This is a genomic window from Pseudomonas sp. xss_4, assembly GCF_043104125.1.
GTDB lineage: Bacteria > Pseudomonadota > Gammaproteobacteria > Pseudomonadales > Pseudomonadaceae > Aquipseudomonas > Aquipseudomonas parafulva_B.
This window is the reverse complement of sequence record NZ_JBICKJ010000071.1, coordinates 1-23,800: the sequence shown is the minus strand read 5'-3', so window position 1 is coordinate 23,800 and position 23,800 is coordinate 1. Positions and strand designations below refer to the sequence as shown.

Annotated in this window: 18 protein-coding genes; 9 read left to right on the top strand and 9 right to left on the bottom strand. The window is 63.7% G+C overall.

The features are described from left to right. Window positions 1-245: 245 nt before the first annotated feature. The 3 genes from ggt to ACF8GB_RS14940 all read right to left on the bottom strand — a co-directional run bounded on the left by ggt (window position 246) and on the right by ACF8GB_RS14940 (window position 3,602). The gene (gene ggt / locus ACF8GB_RS14950) at window positions 246-1,913 is read right to left on the bottom strand and encodes a gamma-glutamyltransferase (protein ID WP_058639883.1); all 1,668 of its coding nucleotides are present in this window, start codon (window positions 1,911-1,913) and stop codon (window positions 246-248) included. A 110-nt stretch (window positions 1,914-2,023) separates the two neighbouring features. Then, on the bottom strand, window positions 2,024-2,929 hold the full coding sequence (locus tag ACF8GB_RS14945; protein ID WP_058639884.1) for a LysR family transcriptional regulator: 906 nt from the start codon (window positions 2,927-2,929) through the stop codon (window positions 2,024-2,026). Window positions 2,930-3,011: 82 nt separating this feature from the next. Next, window positions 3,012-3,602, bottom strand: coding sequence for an NAD(P)H-dependent oxidoreductase (locus ACF8GB_RS14940; RefSeq protein ID WP_078477999.1), 591 nt, complete (start codon window positions 3,600-3,602; stop codon window positions 3,012-3,014). A gap of 159 nt (window positions 3,603-3,761) precedes the next feature. Here ACF8GB_RS14940 and ACF8GB_RS14935 point away from each other — a divergent pair, with 159 nt between their 5' ends. Further along, on the top strand, window positions 3,762-4,076 hold the full coding sequence (locus ACF8GB_RS14935; RefSeq protein ID WP_058604855.1) for a putative quinol monooxygenase: 315 nt from the start codon (window positions 3,762-3,764) through the stop codon (window positions 4,074-4,076). Here ACF8GB_RS14935 and ACF8GB_RS14930 read toward each other — a convergent pair. Beyond that, window positions 4,066-4,830 (bottom strand): sulfite exporter TauE/SafE family protein, encoded by a 765-nt coding sequence (locus ACF8GB_RS14930; protein WP_197843725.1) that lies wholly within the window; start codon window positions 4,828-4,830, stop codon window positions 4,066-4,068. The genes ACF8GB_RS14935 and ACF8GB_RS14930 overlap by 11 nt on opposite strands. Window positions 4,831-4,907: 77 nt before the next feature. Here ACF8GB_RS14930 and ACF8GB_RS14925 point away from each other — a divergent pair, with 77 nt between their 5' ends. The 7 genes from ACF8GB_RS14925 to ACF8GB_RS14895 all read left to right on the top strand — a co-directional run bounded on the left by ACF8GB_RS14925 (window position 4,908) and on the right by ACF8GB_RS14895 (window position 10,781). After that, entirely contained in the window at window positions 4,908-5,795 is an 888-nt protein-coding gene (locus ACF8GB_RS14925) for a LysR substrate-binding domain-containing protein (protein WP_058604853.1), read from the top strand. Between the two features lie 95 nt (window positions 5,796-5,890). Then, window positions 5,891-6,496 (top strand): CDP-alcohol phosphatidyltransferase family protein, encoded by a 606-nt coding sequence (locus ACF8GB_RS14920; RefSeq protein WP_392527266.1) that lies wholly within the window; start codon window positions 5,891-5,893, stop codon window positions 6,494-6,496. A 30-nt stretch (window positions 6,497-6,526) separates the two neighbouring features. After that, on the top strand, window positions 6,527-8,281 hold the full coding sequence (locus tag ACF8GB_RS14915) for a bifunctional alpha/beta hydrolase/class I SAM-dependent methyltransferase (protein WP_392527265.1): 1,755 nt from the start codon (window positions 6,527-6,529) through the stop codon (window positions 8,279-8,281). After that, a complete protein-coding gene (locus ACF8GB_RS14910; RefSeq protein ID WP_078477996.1) occupies window positions 8,282-8,713 on the top strand; it encodes a hypothetical protein in 432 nt (143 codons plus the stop codon). Window positions 8,714-8,723: 10 nt separating this feature from the next. Continuing rightward, window positions 8,724-9,347 (top strand): lysophospholipid acyltransferase family protein, encoded by a 624-nt coding sequence (locus ACF8GB_RS14905; protein ID WP_196121616.1) that lies wholly within the window; start codon window positions 8,724-8,726, stop codon window positions 9,345-9,347. Between the two features lies 1 nt (window position 9,348). Beyond that, entirely contained in the window at window positions 9,349-10,281 is a 933-nt protein-coding gene (locus ACF8GB_RS14900) for a phosphatidate cytidylyltransferase (RefSeq protein WP_058639891.1), read from the top strand. A 155-nt stretch (window positions 10,282-10,436) separates the two neighbouring features. Continuing rightward, complete coding sequence (locus ACF8GB_RS14895) at window positions 10,437-10,781, top strand: cupin domain-containing protein (protein ID WP_023534343.1); 345 nt, start codon at window positions 10,437-10,439, stop codon at window positions 10,779-10,781. 60 nt (window positions 10,782-10,841) lie between these two features. On the opposite strand, the gene mmsB is transcribed toward ACF8GB_RS14895, so the two are convergent. Then, window positions 10,842-11,729, bottom strand: a complete 888-nt coding sequence (mmsB, locus tag ACF8GB_RS14890; protein WP_197843727.1) for a 3-hydroxyisobutyrate dehydrogenase — start codon at window positions 11,727-11,729, stop codon at window positions 10,842-10,844. A 10-nt stretch (window positions 11,730-11,739) separates the two neighbouring features. Further along, the gene (locus ACF8GB_RS14885) at window positions 11,740-13,266 is read right to left on the bottom strand and encodes a CoA-acylating methylmalonate-semialdehyde dehydrogenase (RefSeq protein ID WP_392527264.1); all 1,527 of its coding nucleotides are present in this window, start codon (window positions 13,264-13,266) and stop codon (window positions 11,740-11,742) included. Window positions 13,267-13,399: 133 nt separating this feature from the next. Here ACF8GB_RS14885 and ACF8GB_RS14880 point away from each other — a divergent pair, with 133 nt between their 5' ends. Further along, window positions 13,400-14,362 carry a LysR family transcriptional regulator gene (locus ACF8GB_RS14880; RefSeq protein WP_392527263.1) on the top strand — a complete coding sequence of 321 codons (963 nt, stop codon included), beginning with the start codon at window positions 13,400-13,402 and terminating at the stop codon, window positions 14,360-14,362. Window positions 14,363-14,374: 12 nt separating this feature from the next. On the opposite strand, the gene recD is transcribed toward ACF8GB_RS14880, so the two are convergent. Genes recD through recC form a run of 3 tightly spaced genes read right to left on the bottom strand, consistent with a single transcriptional unit; the run spans window position 14,375 to window position 23,600 of the window. After that, a complete protein-coding gene (gene recD / locus ACF8GB_RS14875; protein WP_392527262.1) occupies window positions 14,375-16,450 on the bottom strand; it encodes an exodeoxyribonuclease V subunit alpha in 2,076 nt (691 codons plus the stop codon). Further along, window positions 16,447-20,124, bottom strand: a complete 3,678-nt coding sequence (recB, locus tag ACF8GB_RS14870; protein ID WP_392527261.1) for an exodeoxyribonuclease V subunit beta — start codon at window positions 20,122-20,124, stop codon at window positions 16,447-16,449. The genes recD and recB overlap by 4 nt, the downstream gene beginning before the upstream one ends. Beyond that, window positions 20,121-23,600, bottom strand: a complete 3,480-nt coding sequence (recC, locus tag ACF8GB_RS14865; protein WP_392527260.1) for an exodeoxyribonuclease V subunit gamma — start codon at window positions 23,598-23,600, stop codon at window positions 20,121-20,123. Before recC ends, recB begins: the two co-directional genes overlap by 4 nt. Window positions 23,601-23,800: the final 200 nt, after the last annotated feature.

Genomic DNA, 23,800 nt, shown 5'->3' with positions numbered 1-23,800 from the left:
TAGCAGAGGCGCCGCAGCAGTTTGTGCAGCCTGTCGTGGAGCTGGTTACATGGGGCCGCTTTGCGGCCCATCGCGGCCGGTCCGGCGCCCCGGCAAGGCCGCTCCCACGGGTTTGCGTATCCAGAGGCTACCCGAATCCTGTGGGAGCGGCCTTGTGCCGCGATAGGCCGCACAGCGGCCTCAGCTTTTGTTGCGGTCCCCAGCCATTGGCTGAATGCCAGCACTCCGGCGCGCCATCAGCCTTTTCACTTCACTACCATCCCTACCCCACGACCACGTGGGTCGGACGCGGTCTCAAGCGTCTGTCCATTGACCCGAATGGCCTGGATGTCGCCCATCTCCCAGCCTTGGTCCTCCAACACATAACCCATCTTGTTCAGATCAGCGGCCACCTGCCCGGTCAGCGGCGCATAGCTGTCGAAATAGATCGTGTCCTTGGGCAGCAACTGGTGGTGCACCCGCTGCGCAGCCACTGCCTTGTCCAGCGGCATGCCGTAGTCGTACAGGTTGTTCATCACCTGGAAAATCGAGGTGAAAATACGCGACCCACCCGGCGTGCCGATCACCAGCTCCACCTTGCCGTCACGGGTCATGAGGCTGGGGCTCATTGAAGACAGCATGCGCTTGCCCGGCTCGATGGCATTGGCATCGCCACCGATTACGCCGAACGCATTGGCAGCACCTGGCTTGGCGCTGAAGTCGTCCATCTCGTCATTGAGCAGGAACCCGGCCCCCTTGACCACCACGCCACTGCCGTAATCGAGGTTGAGCGTGTAGGTGTTGCTGACTGCATTGCCGGCCTTGTCGACGATGGAGAAATGCGTGGTCTGGTGCGGCTCCAGCCCTGGCTTGACCTGATCGGTGGCGGAAATGGCCTTGGGATTGACCTGCGCTGCGCGCTTAGCCAGGTAATCCTTGGCCACCAACTGGTCCACGGGCACTTTTGTAAAAGCCGGGTCGCCAAGGTAGTCGGCCCGATCGGCGAAGACGCGCTTTTCAATCTCGGCCAACAGGTGGATGTACTGCGCAGAGTTGTGCGCCACACCCTTGAAATCGGCGGCACGGTCCTCCTTGATGCCCAACAGCTGGGCCAGGGCAACCCCACCGGAACTGGGCGGAGGCGCGGTGTACACCACATTGCCGCGCCAGCTGACGGCCATTGGCTCGCGCCACACGGCCTTGTAGTCCTTCAGGTCCTGCTTGGTGATCAGCCCCTTATCGGCCTGCATCTGCGCCACCAGCAGGTCGGCGGTCTTACCCTGGTAGAACTCGCTCACGCCCTTGTCGGCGATGCGCTCGAGGGTCTGGGCCATCTCGGGTTGTTTGAACAGCTCACCGACCTTCATGCTGCCGAAGTAGTCGTTGAAGTTGGTGGCGGTCTTGAACATGCCCTGGGCATCGTTGCGGTACTGATACTGCTTGTCCGCGACCTTGAAGCCGTTTTTAGCGTAGCCGATGGCCGGCGTCAGCAGCTCGCTCCATGGTAGCTTGCCGAACTTGCGATGGGCCTCCCACAAGCCCATCACCGTGCCTGGTACGCCCGCAGCACGGGCCCCCACCAGGCTCAGGTTCTCGATCACTTCGCCCTTGTCATCCAGGTACATGTTGCGCGTGGCCGCCTTGGGCGCCACTTCACGGTAGTCGAGGAAATAGGGCTTGCCGTCCACGAACAACGTCATGAAACCACCACCGCCAATGTTGCCGGCCTCGGGGTAAGTGACTGCCAGCGTGAATGCGGTGGCTACCGCGGCATCGACCGCGTTGCCGCCTTTTTTCAGGATATCGGCGGCTACCTGGGCGCCGTACTGATCAGGCGCGGCGACAGCCCCGCCCTCCAGGGCAACGGCGTACACCGATGAGCTGCCCAACAGCGCGGCTGCCAGAGCCAGGTATTGGAAAGGGACGCTACGCATGACACATTCCTTGGGTGTTGTTCTTGTGGGACCGTCAGTAAGACCCAAGCGTCAGGCCTGTGCAATCTCATCGTCCAGCACGCGCCGCCCCTAGGCAGCAGATGTCGCGTTCAGGCAACTGAACAGGCGTAGATCGCCAACTTGCGCTGGATGAAATCCAGGAAGCATTGAATGCGCAGGGCCAGTTGGGTATTGCGGTAGTACACCGCATGGATGGGCTGACGGTGGCCGTTACTGGCCTGGGGCAGCACGACCTGAAGACGGCCGCTGCGAATGTCTTCGTGGGTCATGAAGTGCGACAGGCTGACGATGCCCTCCCCGGCCAGCGCCAGCTGGCGCAGCGTCTCGCCGCTGGACGCGACCAGCGTGGGCCGAATGGTCCAGTGCTCGCCCTGAGCATGGCGCAGAGGCCATTGGTTCAACGTCTCGGGTTGGCTGAAGCCAAGCAGGCAGTGATCGGCCAGATCCTCGACCCGCTGCGGTGTGCCGTGACGCCTCAGATAAGCCGGGCTGGCGAGTACCTGCACCGGGCTGCAACCCAGGTTGCGCGCGTGCAGGCTGGAATCGGCCAGCTCGCCGATGCGAATGGCCACGTCGGTACTGTGCTCAAGCAGGTCGATGATCAGGTCGTCGGTGTTGAGCGCCAACTCGATGCCAGGGTACTGCTGCCGGAACTCGCCTATCCAGGGCACGATGGCGTGAAGCATGAATGGCGTGGCCGCGTTGACCCGCAGGCGACCGGTGGGCGTCTGCCGGTTCATCGCCAGGCGCTCTTCCAGCTCGTCCATCTGCCGCAGCACCTGCCTTGCCTGTTCGAGAAAGAACCGTCCTTCCTCGGTCAGGTCCATGCGCCGGGTGGTGCGGTTGACCAGCGTGGTGCCCAGCTTGGCCTCCAGGCGCGCCAGGGTTCGGCTGACTGCCGAGGGCGTCTGGCCCATCTGCGCGGCCGCTGCTGAGATCGACCCACCGTCGATGACGGCGACGAACACCTGGAGTTCTTCGGATCGGGTTTTCACATCAAGGCCTGTGGATAGAGTCGCCAGGGTCTAGATAGCCGCTTGCGCGAGGGAAGTCCAGCGATGCCCACAATGCAGAGGCCTACTGAGCCTTGCCAAACACGCGGTCCAGGTGCGCTTGATAGGCCGCCAACGCGGCCGGGACATCCGGGCGCTTCATGACGTCGGTGGCCAGGAAGGTCGGCAAGCCGCTCATGCCCAGGAACTGCTGCGCCTTGTGGAAAGGGAAGTACACCGCATCCACACCTTTGCCCTCGAAGAAGTCGTCAGCCTCGTCGAACGCTTGCTGCGGAGCATTCCACGTGAGCGACAGCATGTACTGCTTGCCTTGAATGAGCCCGCCACTGCCGTATTTTTGCGTGTGATCCGAGCGAGTACGACCATCACTGGCATACAAGCTGCCATGCCCGGCAGTGAAGACCTCATCGAGGTACTTCTTGACGGTCCAGGGGGCGCCCATCCACCAGCCTGGCATCTGGTAGATCACCACGTCAGCCCAGAGGAATTTCTCCACCTCCTCCTGCACGTCATAGCCCCCGTCGATAAAGGTCTGACGTACGTCGAAACCTGCACGGTCAAGGTGCGCCAGTGCGGCCTCGTGCAGGGTGGTATTGAGCTGCCCGGCGGAATGGGCAAACTGTTTGCCGCCGTTGAGTAGCAGGATGTTTTTCATAGGGGCCTCCCGGACCTGGACACTGATTGCAGGCAAGCAGGTTAAAGTCAGGCCCGGTTGGGAAACAGCCAATAAAAGGCAAAATACATTTGCCTCAAGATCACGAATCGGCAGGGATTATTGCTTTAATCTCTAGCACTCCCGAAGCAGGAGAACGTCATGAACGAGCAGTACGCCTTCATCCTTAAAGCCAAGACACGCCCGGAAATGGCAGAAGCCTTCGAGCAACTGTTCCGGCCCTATGTCGAGCCCAGCCGCCGCGAACCCGGCTGTATCGAATACCACATGCTGCGCGATCAGCAGGACCCGAGCCTGTTCGTGTTCTTCGAAGTCTGGGCGAACAAGGCGGCACTGGATGTGCACTCGGCCCTGCCGCACATGGCCGCTTTTTTCGACCGGCGCATGGATTACCTGGAGCGCGACTTCGAAATCCAACGGGTCGACATGCTCAGCGGCTCATCCGCTAACCGTTGATCAGCAAATGCACGCCCAGCAGCATCAGGCCCACGAAGAAACAGCGGCGAAACACCTGTGCGCTGACGCGTCGACGCAGCCACTGGCCCGCCTGCATGCCAAGCAGGGCGGGCACCACCACCAGTAAAGAGGCACCCAGCGCCGGACCGCCGAGTACGCCCTGCCCGGCAAGGCCGAAGGCCAGCGCCAGGGTGGACACCGTAAATGCCAGCCCAAGGGCCTGAATCATCTCATCACGGTTAAGACCAAGGCTTTGCAGGTAAGGCACTGCCGGCATCACGAACACGCCCGTGGCCGCACTGATCACCCCGGTAGCCAGGCCGCAGACAGGACCTAGCCACCCTTCCCGTTTCCGCGCAACGCGCAAGGCCGGCCCAGCCAGCCCGTAAACGGCATAGAGCATCAGTGCGCCCCCCAGTGCATGCGCGGCCCAGGGGCCACTGCTGATGCCCAGCCACATACTGCCCAGCAAGGTGCCGATGAAAATCATGGCCAGCATCGGGCCCAGCCTGCGCAGCAACGCCTGCAAATGCCCCCCTGCCGCCAGTTGCCAGAGGTTGGTCACCGTGGAGGGGACGATCAGCAACGCAGCAGCCTGCGCAGGTGGCATAGCCAGGCCCAGCAGCCCCATGGCAACAGTTGGCAGGCCGAGCCCGATCACGCCTTTGACGGCACCTGCCAGAAGAAAGGTGGCAAATACCAGCGCAGTCAACAATGGGCCAAGGTCTTGGTAAAACGCTGTGAAGGTCATCATGTGCCCATCATGGTCAATGCATGACGTGCTGAACATCTGTCATATTCGTGGTCAGCCTATTGCCCAGACAGAGCCTCATGCATTTTGACCTCGTTGACCTGACGCTTTTCCGGCACACCGTCGAGTGCGGCAATATCACCGCCGGCGCTGGGCGCAGCCACCTTTCGCTGCCGGCAGCCAGCGCCCGGATTCGTGCCATGGAAGCGTCCCTGGGCGTTGCACTCTTGCTGCGCAATCGCCGGGGTGTCTGCCCCACGCCTGCGGGGCAGGCCTTGCTGCAACATGCCCGGCTCATCGCGCAACAGGTCGAGCGCTTGCAATTCGACCTGGGTCAGTACGCGCAAGGGCATCAGGGCCAGGTGCGCTTGCTGTGTAACACCGCGGCCCTGACCCAATACCTGCCCGAACTGCTGGCGGCCTATCTGGCCGAGAACCCTGGGATGAGCGTGGATGTGCAGGAGCACCCGAGCTTGCGCATCGTGCAGGCCATCACCCAGGGCATGGCCGACCTGGGTATCATCTCCAGCGCAGCCCCTAGCGAGCATCTACAGACACGACCCTTTCGTGACGACCCGTTGGTACTGGTGACGCCGAATGATCACCCGCTCGCCAACCTTCCCACGCCGCGCTTCGTCGACAGCCTGGCCCATGGTCATGTCGGTCTCGGGCCGGCCAGTGCCCTGGCCCTTTACCTGGAAGAGCAGGCGCTGCGTGCAGGCCAGCGCATGCGCGTCAGGGTCCGCGCCGAGGGCTTGGAGGGTGTGTTGCGCATGGTCGCAGGCGGTGCCGGCGTCGGCGTCGTACCCCTGGCGGCGGTGCAGCGCTGGCAAGGGGTGTTGCCGCTGCGGGCCATGGCACTGCAGGAACCCTGGGCTAACCGGAGGTTGCTGTTGTGCGCGCGGGACTTCGCGGCCCTGCCAGGCTATGCAGCGGCATTGGTGGGGGTATTCACCGAGCGGACCTGAAACTTCTTGCAGCGCAGTCATGGTACCTGCGGCTTTACCGGCCACCAGGACTGCACCAGAATGCGCGACAACGCCCCACCAAAAAGGACTTGCCAGTGGCATCGATCTACCAGCTCAAACCCCGTTTCCAGGCCCTGCTGCGGCCTCTGGTGCAGCGCCTGTATGACCGGGGCATCACGGCCAACCAAGTCACGCTCGCCGCTGCCGTCATCTCCGTTGCGCTAGGGTTGTTGCTAGCGGCCCTGCCTCACCTCCACGGTTTGTTCATCCTGGTGCCAATATGGATGCTGCTGCGCATGGCACTCAATGCCATCGACGGCATGCTGGCGCGCGAATTTGCCCAGCAATCCACCCTTGGCGCCTATCTGAACGAGCTGTGCGACGTGATCGCCGATGCCGCCTTGTACCTGCCGTTCGCGCTCTTGGTGGGCGTGTGGCCGGCGCTGGTGGTGCTGGTGGTGCTGCTGGCGACGGTCAGCGAATACGCGGGCGTAATGGGCCCCTTGGCAGGTGCATCGCGCCGTTACGACGGGCCCATGGGCAAGAGCGACCGCGCCTTCGCCTTCGGCGTACTGGGTACCGGTGTCGCCCTGGGTTTGCTTGACGGCACCTGGGTCAATGGATTGCTGCTTGTGATCCTGGCGCTCTGCCTCTATACCCTCTACAACCGGGTGCGTCACGGGCTGGCTGAAACCCGCTGAGTCTTCGCTCGTCGCATAAGGATATCGACCATGCGCCAAGCGCAAAGCCTGCATTTTTCCACCCATGACGGTGTCGAGCTGCACTACCGTCACTGGCCTGCCACGCGCAACGAACACCAGCCGCGTCGGGCGGTGGTGATGTTCCACCGCGGCCATGAACACGGCGGGCGAATGGCCCACCTGGCCGATGAGCTGGCCATGCCGGGCTATGACTTTTTTGCCTGGGATGCCCGCGGCCACGGCCTGTCGCCCGGCGCACGCGGGGACAGCCCAGGCTTTGCGACCAGCGTGCGCGATGTGCAGACGTTCATCGAGCACATTCAGGCCCGCCACGGGCTGGCCGAACAGGACCTGGTGGTGCTGGCGCAGAGTGTCGGCGCGGTGCTGGTGGCCACCTGGGCGCATGATTACGCACCCAAGGTACGTTGCCTGGTGCTGGCGTCTCCGGCGTTCAAGGTCAAGCTGTATGTACCTTTTGCACGCCCTGGCCTGAAGCTGCTCAAGGCCGTGCGCGGCAATTTCTTCGTCAACAGCTACGTCAAGCCACAACTGCTGACCCATGATCCGGAACGGGTCATGTCGTACAAGGCAGACCCGCTGATCAGCCGGCCCATTTCGGTGACCATGCTGCTAGGCCTGTATGAAGCCGCCGAGCGAGTGGTGGCCGACGCCCAGGCGATTCAGCTACCCACGCAACTGCTGGTCTCCGGTGCAGACCTGGTGGTCGAGCGCGCACCTCAGCAGCGCTTCTTCGACCGGCTGGGCAGTGCGCGCAAGGAGATGCACGTGCTGCCAGGGTTCTTCCACGACACCTTGGGCGAGCGCGAGCGGACACACGCCTTGCGCCGTATTGAGCGATTCGTCGAGCATTGCTTCGCCTGCCCGGTCGAACGGCTTTCGCTGCTCGATGCGGACAAGATCGGCGCCAGTTGCGCCGAGGCCGAGAGCCTGGCCGCGCCCTTGCCCCGCCACTCGCTGCGCGGGCTTTACTGGCGCGCCACCCGTGCCGGGCTGCGCTTGGGCAGCAAGGTAGCGGACGGCGTGCGGCTTGGCTTCGACACGGGTTTCGATTCGGGCAGCACACTGGATTATGTGTACCGCAACCAGCCTGCGGGCAAAGGCGGGCTGGGCCGCCTGGTCGACCAGAACTACCTCAATGCCATCGGTTGGCGTGGCATTCGCCAGCGCAAGGTGCATGTCGAAGCGCTGCTGCGCCTGGCCATGGATCGTCTGCGCGATGCCGGCCGCCCGGTGCACATCGTGGATATCGCAGCCGGCCATGGCCGCTACATTCTCGAAGCCCTGCAACAGGTCGATCAGCGCCCTGAGTCAATCCTGCTGCGCGACTACAGCCCGCTCAACGTGCAACAAGGCGCCGCACTGATCCAGGAAAAGGGCCTGGGTGACATTGCCCGTTTCGTTCAGGGCGATGCCTTCGACCGTCATAGCCTGGCGACGCTGGAGCAGCCTCCGACGCTGGCAGTGGTATCAGGCCTGTATGAACTGTTCGCCAGCAACACCCTGGTGAGCCATTCACTGGCTGGCCTGGCCCAGGCGATGGAGGATGGCGGTTACCTGGTCTACACCGGTCAACCGTGGCATCCGCAACTGGAGATGATTGCGCGCGCCTTGACCAGCCACCGGGGTGGCCAGGCTTGGGTGATGCGTCGCCGCAGCCAGGCAGAAATGGACCAGCTGGTTGAAGCAGCGGGCTTTCGCAAGGTGACCCAACGCATCGACGAGTGGGGGATTTTCAGTGTCAGCCTCGCTCAACGGGTGCGCTGAGTGGACCTTGTGTTGGTCGCCAGCCTGTTGCGCCGGGGCCGGCAACTGGCAGGGCTCTCGGACGGCATGACCCTGCTGGCGCTCGGGTTCGGCCTGGTGCCGTTGCTTGGCGCGGCGCTGTCGCCCTGGTCGGTTGTGCCGTGCCTGCTGCTCGTTGGCCTGGGCATGCTGCACAAGTACTGGGCCATTCGCGTTGCGCTCGATGCCGAGCTGTTCGCGCACCTGGCCCAAAGCCAAGACCTGGCGGCAGACATGCAGGCGCTGGACCGCGCGTTGTTCGACCATGGGCTCAAGCCGCAGCCGACCGATGCGCGTACCTGGCCGCTGCGCAGCCGGGCTGCGCTCGGCCTGCTGCGTCGCCAGGCCCTGTGCCTGGGCCTGCAACTCACGGTGGCCTTGGCTACCGTGCTGATACTGTCTATCAAAGGATGATGAACGCTCCATGCTCGCCAACCTCACCGCCTACCTGATCACTTCGGCCGCACGCCTGATTACCGGGGCGCGAGCCCTCTGGCTGGGGTGCACGCCCCTTCCGGTGCAGCGGCTGTACTTTGCCAACCACAGCAGCCACGGCGATTTCGTCCTGCTGTGGGCATCGCTGCCCCAGACGCTGCGGCGTCGCACTCGGCCGGTAGCTGGCGCCGACTACTGGGCCAAGCCGGGTATTCGCGATTTTCTCATCCGCAAGGTGTTCAATGGCGTGCTGATCCAGCGACAACGCGACGAAGGCCAGGGTCACCCCTTGCAACCGGTGCTCGATGCCGTGGCCCAGGGCGATTCGCTGATCTTCTTTCCCGAAGGCACACGCAACCTCAGCGATGAGCCCTTGTTGCCGTTGCGAAGTGGCCTGTATCACCTGGCGGCGGCCCACCCACAGGTCGAGCTGGTGCCGGTGTGGATCGCCAACCTCAATCGTGTGATGCCCAAGGGACGCGCCTTGCCGTTACCGTTGCTGTGCACCCTGAGTTTCGGCGAACCCTTGCGCCTGCAGGCCGACGAAAGCAAGCAAGCCTTTCTGGAGCGGGCTGGCCAGGCCCTGCTCGATCTAGCCCCCAAGGACGTTTGACATGCACGACAATACCTTCGCGCTGTTCGCCGGCATCGGCGCCCTGCTGCTGCTCGCCAGTGTGATCGGCCGTGTCCTGAAATGGCGCGCAGGCCCCGGGCCCCATGCGGTGATCGACAACCTCAACGCCCGCATCAATGCCTGGTGGGTCATGGTGCTGGTGATCGGCATCGCCTTCGTCTTCGGCAAATACGGCGTGATCGTGTTGTTCTACGGCGTGTCGTTCTACGCCTTGCGCGAATTCATGACCCTCACCCCCACCCGGCGCAGTGACTACCCCGCCCTGGCAGCGGCGTTCTACATTGCGCTGCCCGTCCAGTACGTGCTGATCGCCATGGACTGGTATGGCCTGTTCAGCATCTTCATTCCGGTCTACCTGTTCCTGTTGCTGCCGATCCTGGCAAGCCTGGGGGGCGACACCACGCGCTTTCTGGAGCGGGCTTCCAAGGTGCAGTGGGGCTTGATGATCGCGGTGTACTGCGTGTCGGCGGTACCGGCGCTGATGACCCTGGAGATTCCCGGTTTTGAAGGGCGCAACCTGCTGCTTATCGCCTGGCTGATCGTGGTGGTGCAGCTCAGTGATGTGCTGCAGTACGTGTGCGGCAAGCTGTTCGGCAAGCGCAAGGTGGCGCCAAACCTCTCGCCCTCCAAAACCCTCGAGGGCCTGGTGGGCGGCGTGGCACTGGCCACGCTGATCGGCGCGCTGCTGTGCTGGATCACGCCGTTCAGCTTCTGGCAGGCTGCCCTGATGGCCCTGGCGGTCAATGCCATGGGCTTCTTTGGTGGGCTGGTGATGTCGGCGATCAAGCGCGACCGTGGCGTGAAGGACTGGGGGCACATGATCGAAGGCCATGGCGGCATGCTCGACCGCATCGACTCGGTCTGCTTCGCTGCACCGGTATTTTTCCACTTCGTGCGTTACTGGTGGGCTTGAAGCGGCGCCAAGGCCTGGTAGCGAACTAGCCTGTAGCCTGAGCTGAACCTGCATGAACAGCGCGACCAGGCACCTGGACGTCGACTTCAGGCAACTGCACGGGCGCTTCAACACCTATGGTGACGGGTCATTCAACCAGTCACAGGAGTTGTGCCATGTCCGATTTCATCACCGTGCTGCGTGAGACCTGCCCCACCCCGGTCGTGGACGCTACCAAGTGGAAACGCATCGGGGGCGACCCGCACACCGTGAACCTGAACGCCTACCTGTCAGCCGACGGCAGCAAGATCATGGGCACCTGGATCTGCACCCCAGGCAAGTTCGAAGTCAACTATGACAAGTGGGAATACTGCCACTTCCTCGATGGCTACTGCATCGTCACCCCGGAAGGCGAGGAACCGAAGCACCTCAAGGCAGGTGACGTGTTCGTGATCGAGCCAGGAATGAAGGGCACCTGGGAAGTGGTCGAGACAGTGCGCAAGTACTTCGTCTTCGCCTGATTCGCAGGCGCAGGGGGCGCAATGAGCCGCCCCCTGCACGTTCATGACGTGCCCCTTTGCTCACTGTGGCTTGCGGTAGGCCTCGATGATGGCCGAGAAGTCCTTGCCCCCCTCCCCGCGCAGGCTCATGGCCTGGTACAGCTGTTGCGCAACGGCGCCAAGGATCACAGGCTGGCGGGCCTGACGCGCAGCTTCAGTGGCCAGCCCCAGGTCCTTGAGCATCAATTCGGCGCCGAAGCCGCCGGTGTAGCCACGCGAAGACGGCGCCGTTTCGATCACGCCAGGCCAGGGATTATAGGTGTCGGAGCTCCAACAGCGTCCGGTGGAGCTGTTGATGATCCCTGCCAGCACCTGGGTGTCGATACCCAAGGCATTGCCCAGTGCCATGGCCTCGGACACACCGATCATCGAAATGCCCAGCAGCAGGTTGTTGCAGATCTTGGCGATCTGCCCCGTCCCCACTTCGCCGCAGTGCACGATGTTGCGGCCCATTTGCTCGAGCACCGGCTTGAGCGCTGCGAACAGTGCGTCGCTGGCCCCGACCATGAACGTCAGCGTACCGGCCGCCGCCCCACCCGTGCCCCCTGAGACCGGTGCATCGCCCATGTCCACGCCCCTGGCGGCCGCCGCCTTGGACACCTCGCGGGCGGTTTGCGGGTCGATGGTGCTGCAATCGACGGTAGGCGTGCCAGCTCGGATCCCGGCCAATACCCCATCGTCATCGAGGTAGACGCTGCGTACGTGCGCGGCGGCCGGCAACATGGTGATGACCAGGTCGCTTTCGGCCACCGCCTCGCGTGGTGAGGCGCTGGCCTGCCCACCCAGGGCGCCGAGTTCTGCCAGTACCTCCTTGTTCAGGTCGAACAGGGCAAGGTGGTGACCGGCCTTGATCAGGTTGCGGGCCATGGGGGCGCCCATGTTGCCCAAGCCAATGAATGCGATACGCATGTCGTGCTCCTTAGCGCAGGCTGATGGTGGTGTTCACGCCGTCGTTGATACTGTCGTCATCGAACCAGCGGGCGGTAACCGTCTTGGTCTGGGTGTAGAACTGCACCACCTGCTTGCCGTACGGCCCCAGGTCTCCCAGCTTGGAGCCGCGCGAGCCGGTGAAGCTGAAGAACGGTACGGGTACCGGGATCGGGATGTTGATGCCCACCTGCCCGACGTCGATCTCGCTCTGGAACTTGCGCGCCGCCGCGCCGCTCTGGGTGAACAGACCGGTCCCGTTGCCGAACGGGTTGGCGTTGACCAGTGCGATGGCCTCGTCGAGGGTATCGACCTCGAGCGTGACCAGCACCGGCCCGAAGATTTCCTGGGTATAGACCTGCATGTCGGTGGTCACGCCCGAGAACAAGGTGGGGCCGACGAAGTTGCCTTGCTCATAGCCCGGCACCTTGACGTCGCGGCCATCGAGCTCCAACGTGGCGCCTTCTCGGATGCCGCTCTCGATCAGGCTCAGTACACGCTCCTTGGCCCGCTTGGACACCACCGGCCCCACATCGGTACCCGGCTCGCAGCCAGCGTTGACGCTGAGCTTGCTCGCCGCCTGCTTGATGTCCGGCAGCCATTCGCGGGCCTTGCCCACCAGCACCGCGACCGAGGTGGCCATGCAGCGCTGGCCTGCGGCACCAAAGGCCGCCCCTACAAGGGCATTCACGGTCTGCGTACGGTTGGCGTCCGGCAGCACCACGGCATGGTTCTTGGCGCCCATCATCGACTGCACGCGCTTGCCATGCTGGCTGGCCAGGTTGTAGACATGGGTACCCACTTCGGTCGAGCCGACGAAGGAAATCGCCTTGATGTCCTGGTGCGTGCACAGGGCATCGACCACGGCCTTGCCCCCATGGACGACGTTGAGCACACCGGCCGGCACCCCGGCCTCCACGGCCAGCTCGACCAGCAACAGCGTGGACAACGGGTCCTGCTCGGAGGGCTTGAGCACGAACGTATTGCCACAGACGATGGCCATGGGGAACATCCACAGCGGGATCATCGCGGGGAAGTTGAACGGTGTGATGCCGGCGCACACCCCGATCGGCTGGCGCAAGGTGTAGGTATCGACACCGCCTGCCACGTTTTCGGCGAATTCGCCCATTTGCAGGGTGCCGATGGAAGCCGCGTGCTCAACCACTTCCAGGCCACGGAAGATATCGCCCTCGGCGTCGGCCAGTGTTTTACCCTGCTCGGCGCTCAGCACCTGGGCGATGCGCTTGCTGTGCTCACGAATCAGCGCCTGGAGCTTGAGCATGATGCGCATGCGCGCGCCAATCGGCGTATGCCGCCAGGTCGAGAAGGCACGCTGGGCCGCTGCCACGGCGGCGTCCACCTCCTCGGTGGTGGCGAACGGAACACGCGCCAGCACGGCCTGGGTGGCCGGGTTGACGATATCGCGCCACTCGCTCGTTCGGGACTCCACCCATTGGCCATCGATCAGCAGCTTGGCCTGCTCGACCTTGGTCTGATCAGGGGACTGGGGTGCGTTCATCTGCGTTCTCCTTGGAATTATTGTCAGGACGAGATCGCCAGCGCCGTCGCTAACGCGGGGTGGCGTAAGAGGGCATGTTTCGAGTATAGATGTGCAAACATCCTACAAGAACGCATAAAAATTCCGGATCATCATGCAAAAAGACCTCACATCCCTGAGCGCGCTCAACTGGGACGACTTGAAGTTCTTTCTTGAAGTAGCCCGCACCCGCAAGGCCAGCAGCGCGGCCAAACGCCTGAGCGTGGACTACACCACCGTCTCGCGGCGCATCACGTCGCTGGAGGGGGCGCTTGGCACCTTGTTGTTCGAAAAATCGCGCACCAGCGGTTTTGTGCTGACGGCAGAAGGCCAACGCCTGCTCGGTTATGCCGAGGCCATCGAGAGTACGCTGCACATGGCGTGTGAGCAGGTGTCAGGCTCCGGGGTGGCGCTGTCGGGGCATGTGCGCATGGGCTGCACCGAAGGCTTCGGCAGCTTCTTCATCACCCCGCAGCTGAGCCACTTCGTCGATGCATACCCGGCGATTTCAGTGGATATCCTGCCGCTGCCGCACTTCATCAGCCTGTCCAAGCGCGAGGCAGACATCGTCATCGCCCTGGAACGCCCGGAACACGGGCCCTATGTATGCTGCAAGCTGTGCGACTACCGGCTGCGCCTGTACGCCACCCAGGCCTACCTGGACAGCCACGCGCCGATCCAGGCCGTTGCCGACCTGGCCGGGCATCCCTTCATCAGCTATGTCGACGACCTGGCTTTCAGCTCCGAGCTGCTGTACCTGGCCAACCTGATCCCTGGGGCCACGGCCCACCTGCGCAGTACCAGCGTGATTGCCCAGTACACCGCGGCGCTTCAAGGTCGGGGGCTGGCCATTCTGCCGTGTTTTCTGGCCGCGCAGGACCCGCGGCTGGTCACGGTGCTGCCCGATCAGGTGGAGGTGACGCGGCAATTCTGGATGTATTGCCGCGAAGACCTGCGCAAACTCAAGCGCATCACCTTGTTGTGGGACTACATCCGCGAGGTGACCGAAGCCAATGCCCCACTGATGATGGGGCAGGATACGGTGATGCGTTTTGCCGAGGCCTGCACCCAGCCCTGACGGCGCTCGCCCTCACACCTGCTCGAGCATCAACCCCGAGATACGTCGAACCTTGCGCTCCACGGCTTCCTCGAAGATGCCCTGGCGAGGTTCCACCAGGCTGAAGCAGTGCTTGGCACGGGTGATGCCGGTGTAGATCAGCTCCTTGGTCAGCACCGGATTGAGTGCGTCGGGCAGGACCAGTGCGGTATGGCCGAATTCCGAGCCCTGGGATTTGTGCACGGTCATGGCGAACACGGTTTCCACCTCGTTCAAGCGGCTGGGCAGTACAAAGCGTACGCCACCCTTGCCATCGTTGCGGGGAAAGGCCACGCGCAGCAATGGCTTGCCCTGTTCGTCCGGCAGGCACAGGGCGATGCCGATGTCGCCGTTCATCAAACCCAGCCCATAGTCGTTGCGCGTGACCAACACCGGGCGGCCCTCGTACCAAGGCTGCTGGCTGTCGATCAGGCGGGCGTTGTGCAGCACCCGCGCCACGCGCTCGTTCAACCCTTCAACGCCCCAGGCGCCGCGGCGCACGGCGCACAACAGCTGGAAATCCTCGAAACTGTGCAAGACCTTGGCAGCCCAGCGCTCCCACGCAGGGTCGTCAAAGGGAGTGTCCAGCGCCGGACGCTGGCTGCCCAGTGTACGCAGGTAGCTGCGATAGCCCTGGGGGCCTTCTGCGCCGCGGTCCAGGCCGTCGAGCAGCAGGCGATCGAAGGCGCGGTCATGCTCCTGTTTCAGGGCCAGGCTGTGGACGTCGGGCGGCGGCATGGCCAGCAGGTTGCGCGCCGCATGGCTTTGCTGGCGGTTGACCAACCGGGCGAGCTGGCCGATGCCGCTGCCTTCGCCGAAGCGCCGGGAAAAGCGCAGCATGACCACCTGCTGAGCCAGTGGGTGGCGCTGTTCATCACCTGGCTCAAGACCGCTTTCAGACAGCGATTGCCCGCCAATATGCTCCAGCCATGCTTGGGTCGCTGGGGAGTAGCGGCCCTGCTCGGCATCCCGGCACAAATCACCCAGCACCGCACCGGCCTCCACCGAGGCCAGCTGATCCTTGTCACCCAGCAGCACCAGCCGTGCCTTTGGCGGCATGGCATCGAGCAGGTTGGCCATCATCTCCAGGTCGATCATCGAGGCTTCATCGACCACCAGTACGTCCAGGGGCAGCGGGTTGGCGGCATTGTGACGGAAATGTCGCGAGCCTGGACGGCTGCCGAGCAGGCGGTGCACGGTGCTGACTTCAGTGGGGATATGGCCACGCACGGCGCTGCTGACCTGCAGACGCTCGACTTGCTGGCCAATGGATTCGGTCAGGCGAGCAGCGGCCTTGCCCGTGGGCGCCGCCAGGCGGATGCGCAACGGCCTGCCCGCTTCCACTGCCGGGGCCTGGAGCAAGGCAAGCAGGCGTACCACGGTGGTGGTCTTGCCGGTGCCAGGCCCACCGGTGATGATGCTGAACCCGGCGCGCGTGGCCAGGGCGCAGGCAAGCTTCTGCCAGTCCACCTGCCCTGCGAGGCTGCCGCCCTCGAACAGGGCGTCCAGACGCGCCGCCAGGTCTGGGGGTATGGCGTCGGCCTGGGTCAGGCGTTGGCGCAATGTGCTGTCGATGCGTCGTTCATAACTCCAGTAGCGGCGCAGGTAGAGGCGTTCGCCGCTGAGGACCAAAGGCCGTGTGTGCTGCCCGGGCGCATCGGCGGCTGCCACCAGCGGGCTTGCGGCAATGCGCTGGCGCCAGGCGTCCAGGTCAAGGCCGGCCAGCAGCTGGGAGGGCAACAGCAGCGGGCCGGTCAATGCATCACCCTCAGGCGGTAACGAGAGCGCGAAGTCAGGTTCGGCCAAGGTCTGCTGCAAGTCCAGGCAGACGTGCCCATGCCCCAGCTGATGGCTGGCAAGGGCGGCGGCCAACAGCAACAGCGGGTCACTGCCCGGCGCAAGCGTCTCCAGAAATGACACGAAAGCACGGTCCAGCGCACGCAACCAACCGCGTTCGACCCAGCGATCGAGCAGTTGCAACAGGTCACTGCTGCGGTGCTGAGGGGCCAGGGCCAGCAAATGCTCGGCTTGCAGGGGGCTGGGCAGCAGGTCGAGGAGGCTTCGGCTCATGGGGCGTCTCCGGCAAACAGGTCATGCGCAGCAGGCGCGTGCTCGCCGCGAAACAACGCATCGAGGGTTTCGATCAACTCGCGTGGGGGCTTGGCGTGATAAATGCCATGCCCGCTGCCGTTGGCCCCTCGCAGGAAAATGAAAAGGGCCCCGCCGACATGAAGGTCATAGTCATAGTCCGGCAGGCGGGCGCGCAGCTGTCGATGCAGGGCCAACAGGTACAGCACGTACTGCAGGTCGTAACGATGCTCGAGGATGGCTTGCTGCATCGCGGCAGGGTCATATGCCTGGATGTCCGGGCCCAGCCAGTTGGATTTGTAATCGGTCACGTAGTAGCGCCCCTGCAGCTCGAACGCCAGGTCGATGAAGCCCTTGAACATGCCGTTGAGCAACGTCGGCTGCGCGGCTGGGCGCAGTAGCCCTGGATGGGTGTAGTGGGCCACCAGGCGGTCGAGCTGCTGGGCATCGACCTGGTGACTGGCAAACCAGAACTCCATCTCGACCTGATAGTGGGTGAGCTGGCTGAGGGTCACGGTCAGGCCGTTTTGCGCCACTGGCATCGGTGTGTCGAGCAGGCCTGTAAGCCACTGGGTCAGCGTCGGTATCCAGCCCTCCCAGCCGCGCCGGTTACAGCGCTGGCCCACGGTGCGGGCCAGCGCTTGCGGGTTGTCGCGCACCTGGGCAAAGCCTTCGCGCCCGGCCCACTCCAGCAAACCGTGGAGGAACGTGCCGGGGTTGGGACCGCGGGGGAAACGGTGGATGTCTCCGCTATCGGCCGGGACCTCGCGCAGAACCTGGGTATCGACGCGCTCATCATCGAGCAGTTGTTGCGCCAGGGAACTGTCGACGCCCAGCGCCTGTTCGCCGATCCGCAGGGCGCTGTAAGAGGCGATCCACCACTGTTCGGCCGCCGCGCGGCGGGGCATACGGGCTGGAACCAGCTGATGCTGCAACTGCGGTGTCTGGTAGGGCGCCCGGTCCGCCTCCGGAAGCCCTGGGCAGGTAATGTGCGCGCTGGTATCGGCCAGTGCTTGCAACCAGTCTGCCAGTTGCTTGGAGTCGGCAAGCTCAGTGCCGCCGCCCAGCAGGTAGCCGAGCGCCGAGCGATGCAGGTTCGAGCGCTTGTGATTCCCGCGCTTGAGGTCGGCCACCCCCAGCCAGCAGGCGTGCTGGGCACGGGTAAGCGCCACATACAAAAGGCGCAAGTCTTCGGCCAAACGCTCGTCATCGGCGCGCTCGATCTGCGTGGCGTCCGGCGTCAGGGTCAAGTGCGCATTGCCTTGGCTGTCATGCCAGGCGAGCGGCAGGCGGCTACCGTCCACCGGTTTGCTGGAGCAGATGAACGGGAGATATACCAAGGGGTATTCCAGGCCTTTGGACTTGTGGATGGTCACCACCTTGACCAGTTGCTCGTCACTCTCCAGGCGCAGGATCTGCTCCTCGCCAGCCTGGCCTGAACTGGCCAGATGATCGGCCAAGTGCCGGATCAGCGCCTGTTCACCGTCCAGCTCGCCTGCGGCCTGCTGGAGCAACTCGGCCAAGTGCAAGAGGTTGGTGAGCACTCGCTCGCCGTCCGTGCGGCGAATGAGCGTTCGCGGCAGTTCGAAGTCATGCAGTAACTGGCGCAGCATGGGCAGTACGCCCTGGCGCTGCCACGTGTCGCGGTAGGCGCGAAACCGCATCACCCAGCTTTCCCACACCCGTTCGTCCTGGTTCAGGCGATCAAGCGCCGGCAGCGACAGGTCGAGCGTCAAGCTGGCCAACGCCGCCTTGAGCAGACGCTCGGAGTCCGGCTCTGCGCAGGCTTTGAGCCAGGCCAGCAGGTCATGGGCTTCCTGGGCGGCGAACACCGAGTCCTTGTCGGAGAGGTAGACGCTGCGCACGCCTCGGGCAGCGAGCTCCGTGCGGATGCGTTGCGCCTCGTGGCCATCGCGCACCAGGATGGCGATGTCCGAAGGCAGGCACGGGCGCAATTGGCCATTGGCGTGCGCAAAGCCTGCCGCGCCGCGTTGACTGGCGTTGAGCAGGCCCACGATGTGGCTCGCGCAACTGGCGGCCATCTGCTGCCGGTAAACGCCCACCGAAACCGGCTCGTCGCTGGGTAGTTGCCAGCACTGAAGTGCGGCGCAGGGTTGCCCTTGAAGCATCAATTGCTCGCTGCGGCCCTGGGCGCGCACGGCAACGAAGGGCAGAGGGTTGTCGTGCGCCTCCCGAAAGAGGAAGGCGCCACGCCCGCCGGGACGCGCCTCGGCTTGCTGGAACACCTGGTTGACCGCCGCGACCATGCCTTCGCTGGAGCGGTAGTTGGTGTCCAGGCTGTGCAAGCGCCCTTGGGTCGCGCGCCGGGCAGCGAGGTAGGTGTAGATATCGGCACCGCGGAAGGCGTAGATCGCTTGCTTGGGGTCGCCGATCATGAACAGGCCGGTGTCGCCGTGGTTCTCGCCGATGCGGTAGATGCGTTCGAAGATGCCGTACTGGATCGGATCGGTGTCCTGGAATTCATCGATCATCGCCACCGGGAACTGCTCGCGAATCAATCCGGCCAGACGCTCGCCTGCCTCGCTGTGCAGTGCCTGCTGCAACCGCAGGAGCATGTCATCAAAGCCCATTTCCGCGCGGCGCCGCTTCTCCACTTCGAACTGCGCCGAAACCCAACTGGCGGCATGTTCGAGCAGCGCTGCATCCGGACTGGCTAGGCCCTGCAGGTCCTGTTGCAGGGTTTGCATGGCATCGAGTGCAGGGTGCGCTGGCGGCTCGCCGACTTTCCAGGCCTCGGCCAGGCCCGCAGGGGTCAAACGGGTGAAACCTGTGCCCAGGTCAAGTTCTACGCACTGCTCGTCGTTGCACCACAGGCACAACTTGTCGAACCAGGGTTCGAAGTAGCGGGCCTGCATCTTCCTGCCATCCACGTGCTTGGCGGCCACGGCGTCGCGACAGAGCTGTCGCAGCTCCTGTGCCCAGGCAGCCCAAGGCCTCTTGAGCCGGGCCAACTGCTCATCGCGGGCCTGCAACGCCTCAAGGATCAATGTCTCGGGCTCAGGCCCTTGGTGGGCGGCACGCACCCTGCCAAACAACGGGCGAATGCGGGGCAAGAGCGCGGCAGGGCTGACCCAGTGGCTACGTACCCACGCCAGGGCCTGGCTTTGCATGCCGTAGCAGAAACGCCGCCAGTAATCGCGCACCACCTGCCCCAGCAGTTCACTGTGATCGGTTTCCAGACTCTGGGTGAACAGGCTACCGCTGTCGAATGCGTGCTCACGCAGCATGCGCTGGCACCAGCCGTGAATGGTCGATACGGCAGCCTCGTCCATCCACTGCACAGCCGTTTCCAGCCGGGCGGCGCTGCTTGGCCAAGCGTGCTCTGGATAATCGTCACGCAGTTGCGCCAGCAGCGGGTCGACGGCTTCGAGTTCACCGCGGAAAAACCGCGCCGCCTCGGCCAACCGAGTCCGGATACGCTCGCGCAACTCCTTGGTGGCAGCGTCGGTGAACGTGACCACCAGAATCTGCGGCGGCAGCAGCTCTCGTTCGAAACCCTGCTCGCCACCATGGCCGAGGATAAGGCGCAGGTACAAGGCCGAAATGGTGAATGTCTTGCCGGTTCCCGCGCTGGCCTCGATCAGCTGACTGCCATGCAAGGGGAAATTCAGGGCCAATGGCCGAGCCTGGGTCATGCGTTTTTCTCCGGGTTGCCCAGGGTTTGCCAGGGGGCGTCGAACAGGGGGCGGTACAAGGCCTCGCACCATCCCTCGAAGGTTTCGTCGGCCGTGAGCGCGGCGAAATCGCGGAACTGCCGGGCCAGGGCAACGCTTTCACCGCGCTCGCCGGCACCCGTGCGTTCGTCGCCTTCGTAAGCACGGGCAGCGGCAGCCATGGCTTTGTCCGGCTCGTCCTGGGCGAGCCAGGCGAATGCCGTCTTAGGCGCCACTGGCAGCGGTGCACACATGCCTGCCTGGCGTGCCACCAGCAGTTCTCCCAACAGCTGTGCTGCCGCTTGCTGGCCGACTGGCGCCAGTAGCAGGGTCACGTCACTGGCTACCAGCGCAGTGTGATAGGCGTATCCTGCGGCGCAGGCGGCAAGGTGTGTCACCCATGGCGCGATGAGGCGATGCCATTTGAGGCTGTTGCGCCCTGCACTGATGGTGTTGGGGACCGTGGTGATGCTCAGCACGCTCGGGTCATCGCCTTGGAACACGCGGCCCAGCCAGCCCTCCAGCCGATGAGGACCGTGTTCGAAATGCACGGGCAGTGCGCCCTCAACCTGCCGCGGCCAGCGTTCGAGCAACTGCCCATGGCGTTGCAACAAGTCAGGCAGCGGCTCGATGAGGTCGTGCTGCAAGAGCTCGCCAAAACCGGCCAAGGGCAACAGGCCCTGGGCCTGCAGGCGGCGTGCTTGCTGATGCAGGGCACGCTGGGCATCCTCGGGTGCGCTCAAGGCTGCGCTGAGTAATGCTTCACTTGCGCCATAACGTTGCAAGGCGTCGAGTACGAAAGGCTCTTCGTCCGGCGTGGGCGCTTCGAGCGCTTCGAAGTAGACCTTGAGCCGCTGACTGAAGAAGTGCCGCACTGGGTGCCTCAGAAAATCGGCCAGCTGGTTCAATGTCAGCGGCTCATCATCCTGGTAGGGCGTCAGCTCGGACAGGTCGTGAGGGTCGTCGCTGTGGGCCTGGTGTAGCACTTGCCACTCGTGCGCGTAACTGAACAGCACGCTGCCTTGTTCGAAATAGCGCAGGCTGAACGGCTGCAACGGGTGTTCCTGGGTCAGGGCGTGAAGCAGTTGCTGGCCCGGATCGTGTTTGGTGTCGGCTTGCGCATCGGCCAGTTGCCATCCCGCCGCGATGTGATCGCGAAGCTGGCCGATCAGTACCGAGGCAGGACGCTCGCTGTTGTCGCGGATACTGTGGCCCACCCAGCTCACGTAGAGCTGGTCCTGGGCCGACAATAGGGCTTCGAGCAACAGGTAGCGATCATCTTCCCGACGCGAACGATCACCTGGGCGATAGTCGGTGGCCATCAGGTCGAAATCCAGCGGTGGCTGCGCGCGAGGATAGTCACCGTCGTTCATGCCCAGCAGGCAGACCACGCGAAACGGGATGGCCCGCATGGGCATGAGGGTACAGAAATTCACCGAGCCTGCCAGAAAGCGCTGGGACAATTTGCCTTGATCCAGGCCCGACAACCAGGCCTCGCGCACCACCGTAAGGGGCAGTGGATCTTGCAGGTCCACGGTTTCGCAGACATCCAGCCACGATTCGCGCAGGTCCTGCAACTGGATCAGCAAGAACTCGTCCTGCTCATCCTCGGCCAGGAAGAAGACGTGCAGCAGGGCATTGAGGCGTTCGCTCCACTCGCCGGCGTTGGCCGGGGATGACAAGGTTTGGCACGCCACTTCCAGCGCATCGAGCAACGCGACAAGCGGGCCAATCAGCGCAGCGTCCAGCCCGCCTATCTCGTCATAAGGCTCGATGCCATCGCAGGCATCACCCACACCCACGGCATACCCCAGCAACATCCGCCGCAAACCAAAGCGCCAGGAGTTCTGCTCGAGACCTTCCGGCAAGCCAAGGCTGGCCCGTTGCTCGGCATTGAGCCCCCAGCGAATGCCGGCCCCTTCGATCCAGCGGTGTAGGGTGGGCAAGTCGCCTTCGCGAATGCCAAACCGAGCCCGTACTGCCGGCACGTCCAGCAGGTCCAGCACTTCGCTGACGGCAAAGCGGCTTTCGGGAAGTTTGAGCAGGTGCTCCAGGGCGATCAGCAGCGGCTCGCGGCCACGCTGGCCCTGGTCGGTCAAGGTAAAAGGGATGTAGCGAGGGTCTTTACGCTGCACCTGGCCGAAGACGGCCCGTATGTGCGGTGCGTAGCTATCCACGTCGGGCAACATGACGATGACGTCGCGTGGACGCAGTGTGGGATCTGCGCTGAAGCGAGCCAACAACTGATCGTGGAGAATCTCGACTTCCCGTTGCGGGCTGTGCGCAACGTGAAAGCGCACCGAACGGTCGCGGCGTGCATTGACCGGCGGCCACTGCTCACGGGATTCGGCCAGCGGGCGCAATTGAAGGATATCGTCCTGTAGCTGGTTGAGCAGCGTTACGGGTGAGCCTTCGGTGAACAGGTCGATGCGTCCATCGCTGAAGACACCCTGGTAACTTCCTGGGTCGTCGTAGCTGTCGAGCAGATTGATGTAGTCGCGGCCTTGCTTGCCCCAGGCTGCCAACAGGGGATGTGCGTGTTGGTGCAGTGACTGGTCATCGAGTTCCAATGGCATGCCGGGCCGGCGTTGCTGACGCTTGTACTGGTGCCGCAGCAAGTCCTTGTCGGCCACGATATCGGCCCAGTGATGGCGACAAGGATTGTGCACGCATAACAACACCTGGCTGAAACGGGCGAGACCGGCCAGCGCTTCGAGCGTCTGGGCCGGCAGCGAGGAGATACCGAACACGATGACCCGCGCGGGCAGGTTTGCCGGGGCCTGCTTCAGGTCGTCGATACAGGCCATGAACCGCTGGTGGACGCCGGCACGGCTCTGGGCCATGCCCTGCTCGCCTACGTCCTCCAACAAGGCACGCCACAGCTCTGCCTGCCAGCAGTTATCCACAGGCAATGGCTTGCGTTCGCTGCGTGCAGTATTGAGCACATGCCGTCCTGCGGCCCACTCTTTCAACCAGTCGGCGCGGTATACCTGATATTGGTCGAACAGGTCGGCCAGGCGCTCGGCGAGCTGATAGCGTTTGCGCAGATCGCTGTCGTCAGTCAGAAAACGCCGCAACGGCTCGAAGTGCGGCCGCTCAATCAGCTCGGGTAATAGGCGCATCAAGCGCCAGGTGAGCGGTGCCTTGTCGAGCAGCGACACTTCCGGTATCTGATCGCGGCCCAACACGGTGCGGTACAGCTGCCACATGAAACTACCCGGGAGCTGCATCTCGATGGCAGCGGCAATGCCACAACCGCCCTGGTCATCCTCTAGGGGGTCTTCGGCCAAAGCGAGCTTGAGCCATTGGGCGATACCATTGCTCTGAACCAGCGCGATTTCGTTCTCTAGAGGCGCCAGGGGGTAACGGCGCATCCAGCTCACCACCAGGCTGCGCAGGTCGTCGGGGCGATTGCCGTGGACGATCATGAAGCCAGGCTGGAGGTGAGTACTGGACATCGGCAGGTCTCTTTAAGGGCGAGTTGACTTGGGCAGGAACGATATCACGGCGCGGGTCAAGGGGGGGGCCGTAGCAAGGTGTGGAAGCGTTGATGCGGGGTATTTAATGCTCCAAGGCATAGCAGTCGCGTGCTCACACCTGCTGCTCAATGGCGGTTGCTCGTTTGACGACACCGACGCTGATACGTAAGTTTTTCAGC

What these genes read in the sequence shown, in the direction of transcription:
- ggt (WP_058639883.1), bottom strand. Translation starts at nt 1,913, where the DNA reads ATGCGTAGCGTCCCTTTCCAATACCTGGCTCTGGCAGCCGCGCTGTTG.
- ACF8GB_RS14940 (WP_078477999.1), bottom strand. Translation starts at nt 3,602, where the DNA reads ATGAAAAACATCCTGCTACTCAACGGCGGCAAACAGTTTGCCCATTCC.
- ACF8GB_RS14935 (WP_058604855.1), top strand. Translation starts at nt 3,762, where the DNA reads ATGAACGAGCAGTACGCCTTCATCCTTAAAGCCAAGACACGCCCGGAA.
- ACF8GB_RS14930 (WP_197843725.1), bottom strand. Translation starts at nt 4,830, where the DNA reads ATGATGACCTTCACAGCGTTTTACCAAGACCTTGGCCCATTGTTGACT.
- ACF8GB_RS14925 (WP_058604853.1), top strand. Translation starts at nt 4,908, where the DNA reads ATGCATTTTGACCTCGTTGACCTGACGCTTTTCCGGCACACCGTCGAG.
- ACF8GB_RS14915 (WP_392527265.1), top strand. Translation starts at nt 6,527, where the DNA reads ATGCGCCAAGCGCAAAGCCTGCATTTTTCCACCCATGACGGTGTCGAG.
- ACF8GB_RS14905 (WP_196121616.1), top strand. Translation starts at nt 8,724, where the DNA reads ATGCTCGCCAACCTCACCGCCTACCTGATCACTTCGGCCGCACGCCTG.
- ACF8GB_RS14900 (WP_058639891.1), top strand. Translation starts at nt 9,349, where the DNA reads ATGCACGACAATACCTTCGCGCTGTTCGCCGGCATCGGCGCCCTGCTG.
- ACF8GB_RS14895 (WP_023534343.1), top strand. Translation starts at nt 10,437, where the DNA reads ATGTCCGATTTCATCACCGTGCTGCGTGAGACCTGCCCCACCCCGGTC.
- mmsB (WP_197843727.1), bottom strand. Translation starts at nt 11,729, where the DNA reads ATGCGTATCGCATTCATTGGCTTGGGCAACATGGGCGCCCCCATGGCC.
- ACF8GB_RS14885 (WP_392527264.1), bottom strand. Translation starts at nt 13,266, where the DNA reads ATGAACGCACCCCAGTCCCCTGATCAGACCAAGGTCGAGCAGGCCAAG.
- ACF8GB_RS14880 (WP_392527263.1), top strand. Translation starts at nt 13,400, where the DNA reads ATGCAAAAAGACCTCACATCCCTGAGCGCGCTCAACTGGGACGACTTG.
- recD (WP_392527262.1), bottom strand. Translation starts at nt 16,450, where the DNA reads ATGAGCCGAAGCCTCCTCGACCTGCTGCCCAGCCCCCTGCAAGCCGAG.
- recB (WP_392527261.1), bottom strand. Translation starts at nt 20,124, where the DNA reads ATGACCCAGGCTCGGCCATTGGCCCTGAATTTCCCCTTGCATGGCAGT.
- recC (WP_392527260.1), bottom strand. Translation starts at nt 23,600, where the DNA reads ATGTCCAGTACTCACCTCCAGCCTGGCTTCATGATCGTCCACGGCAAT.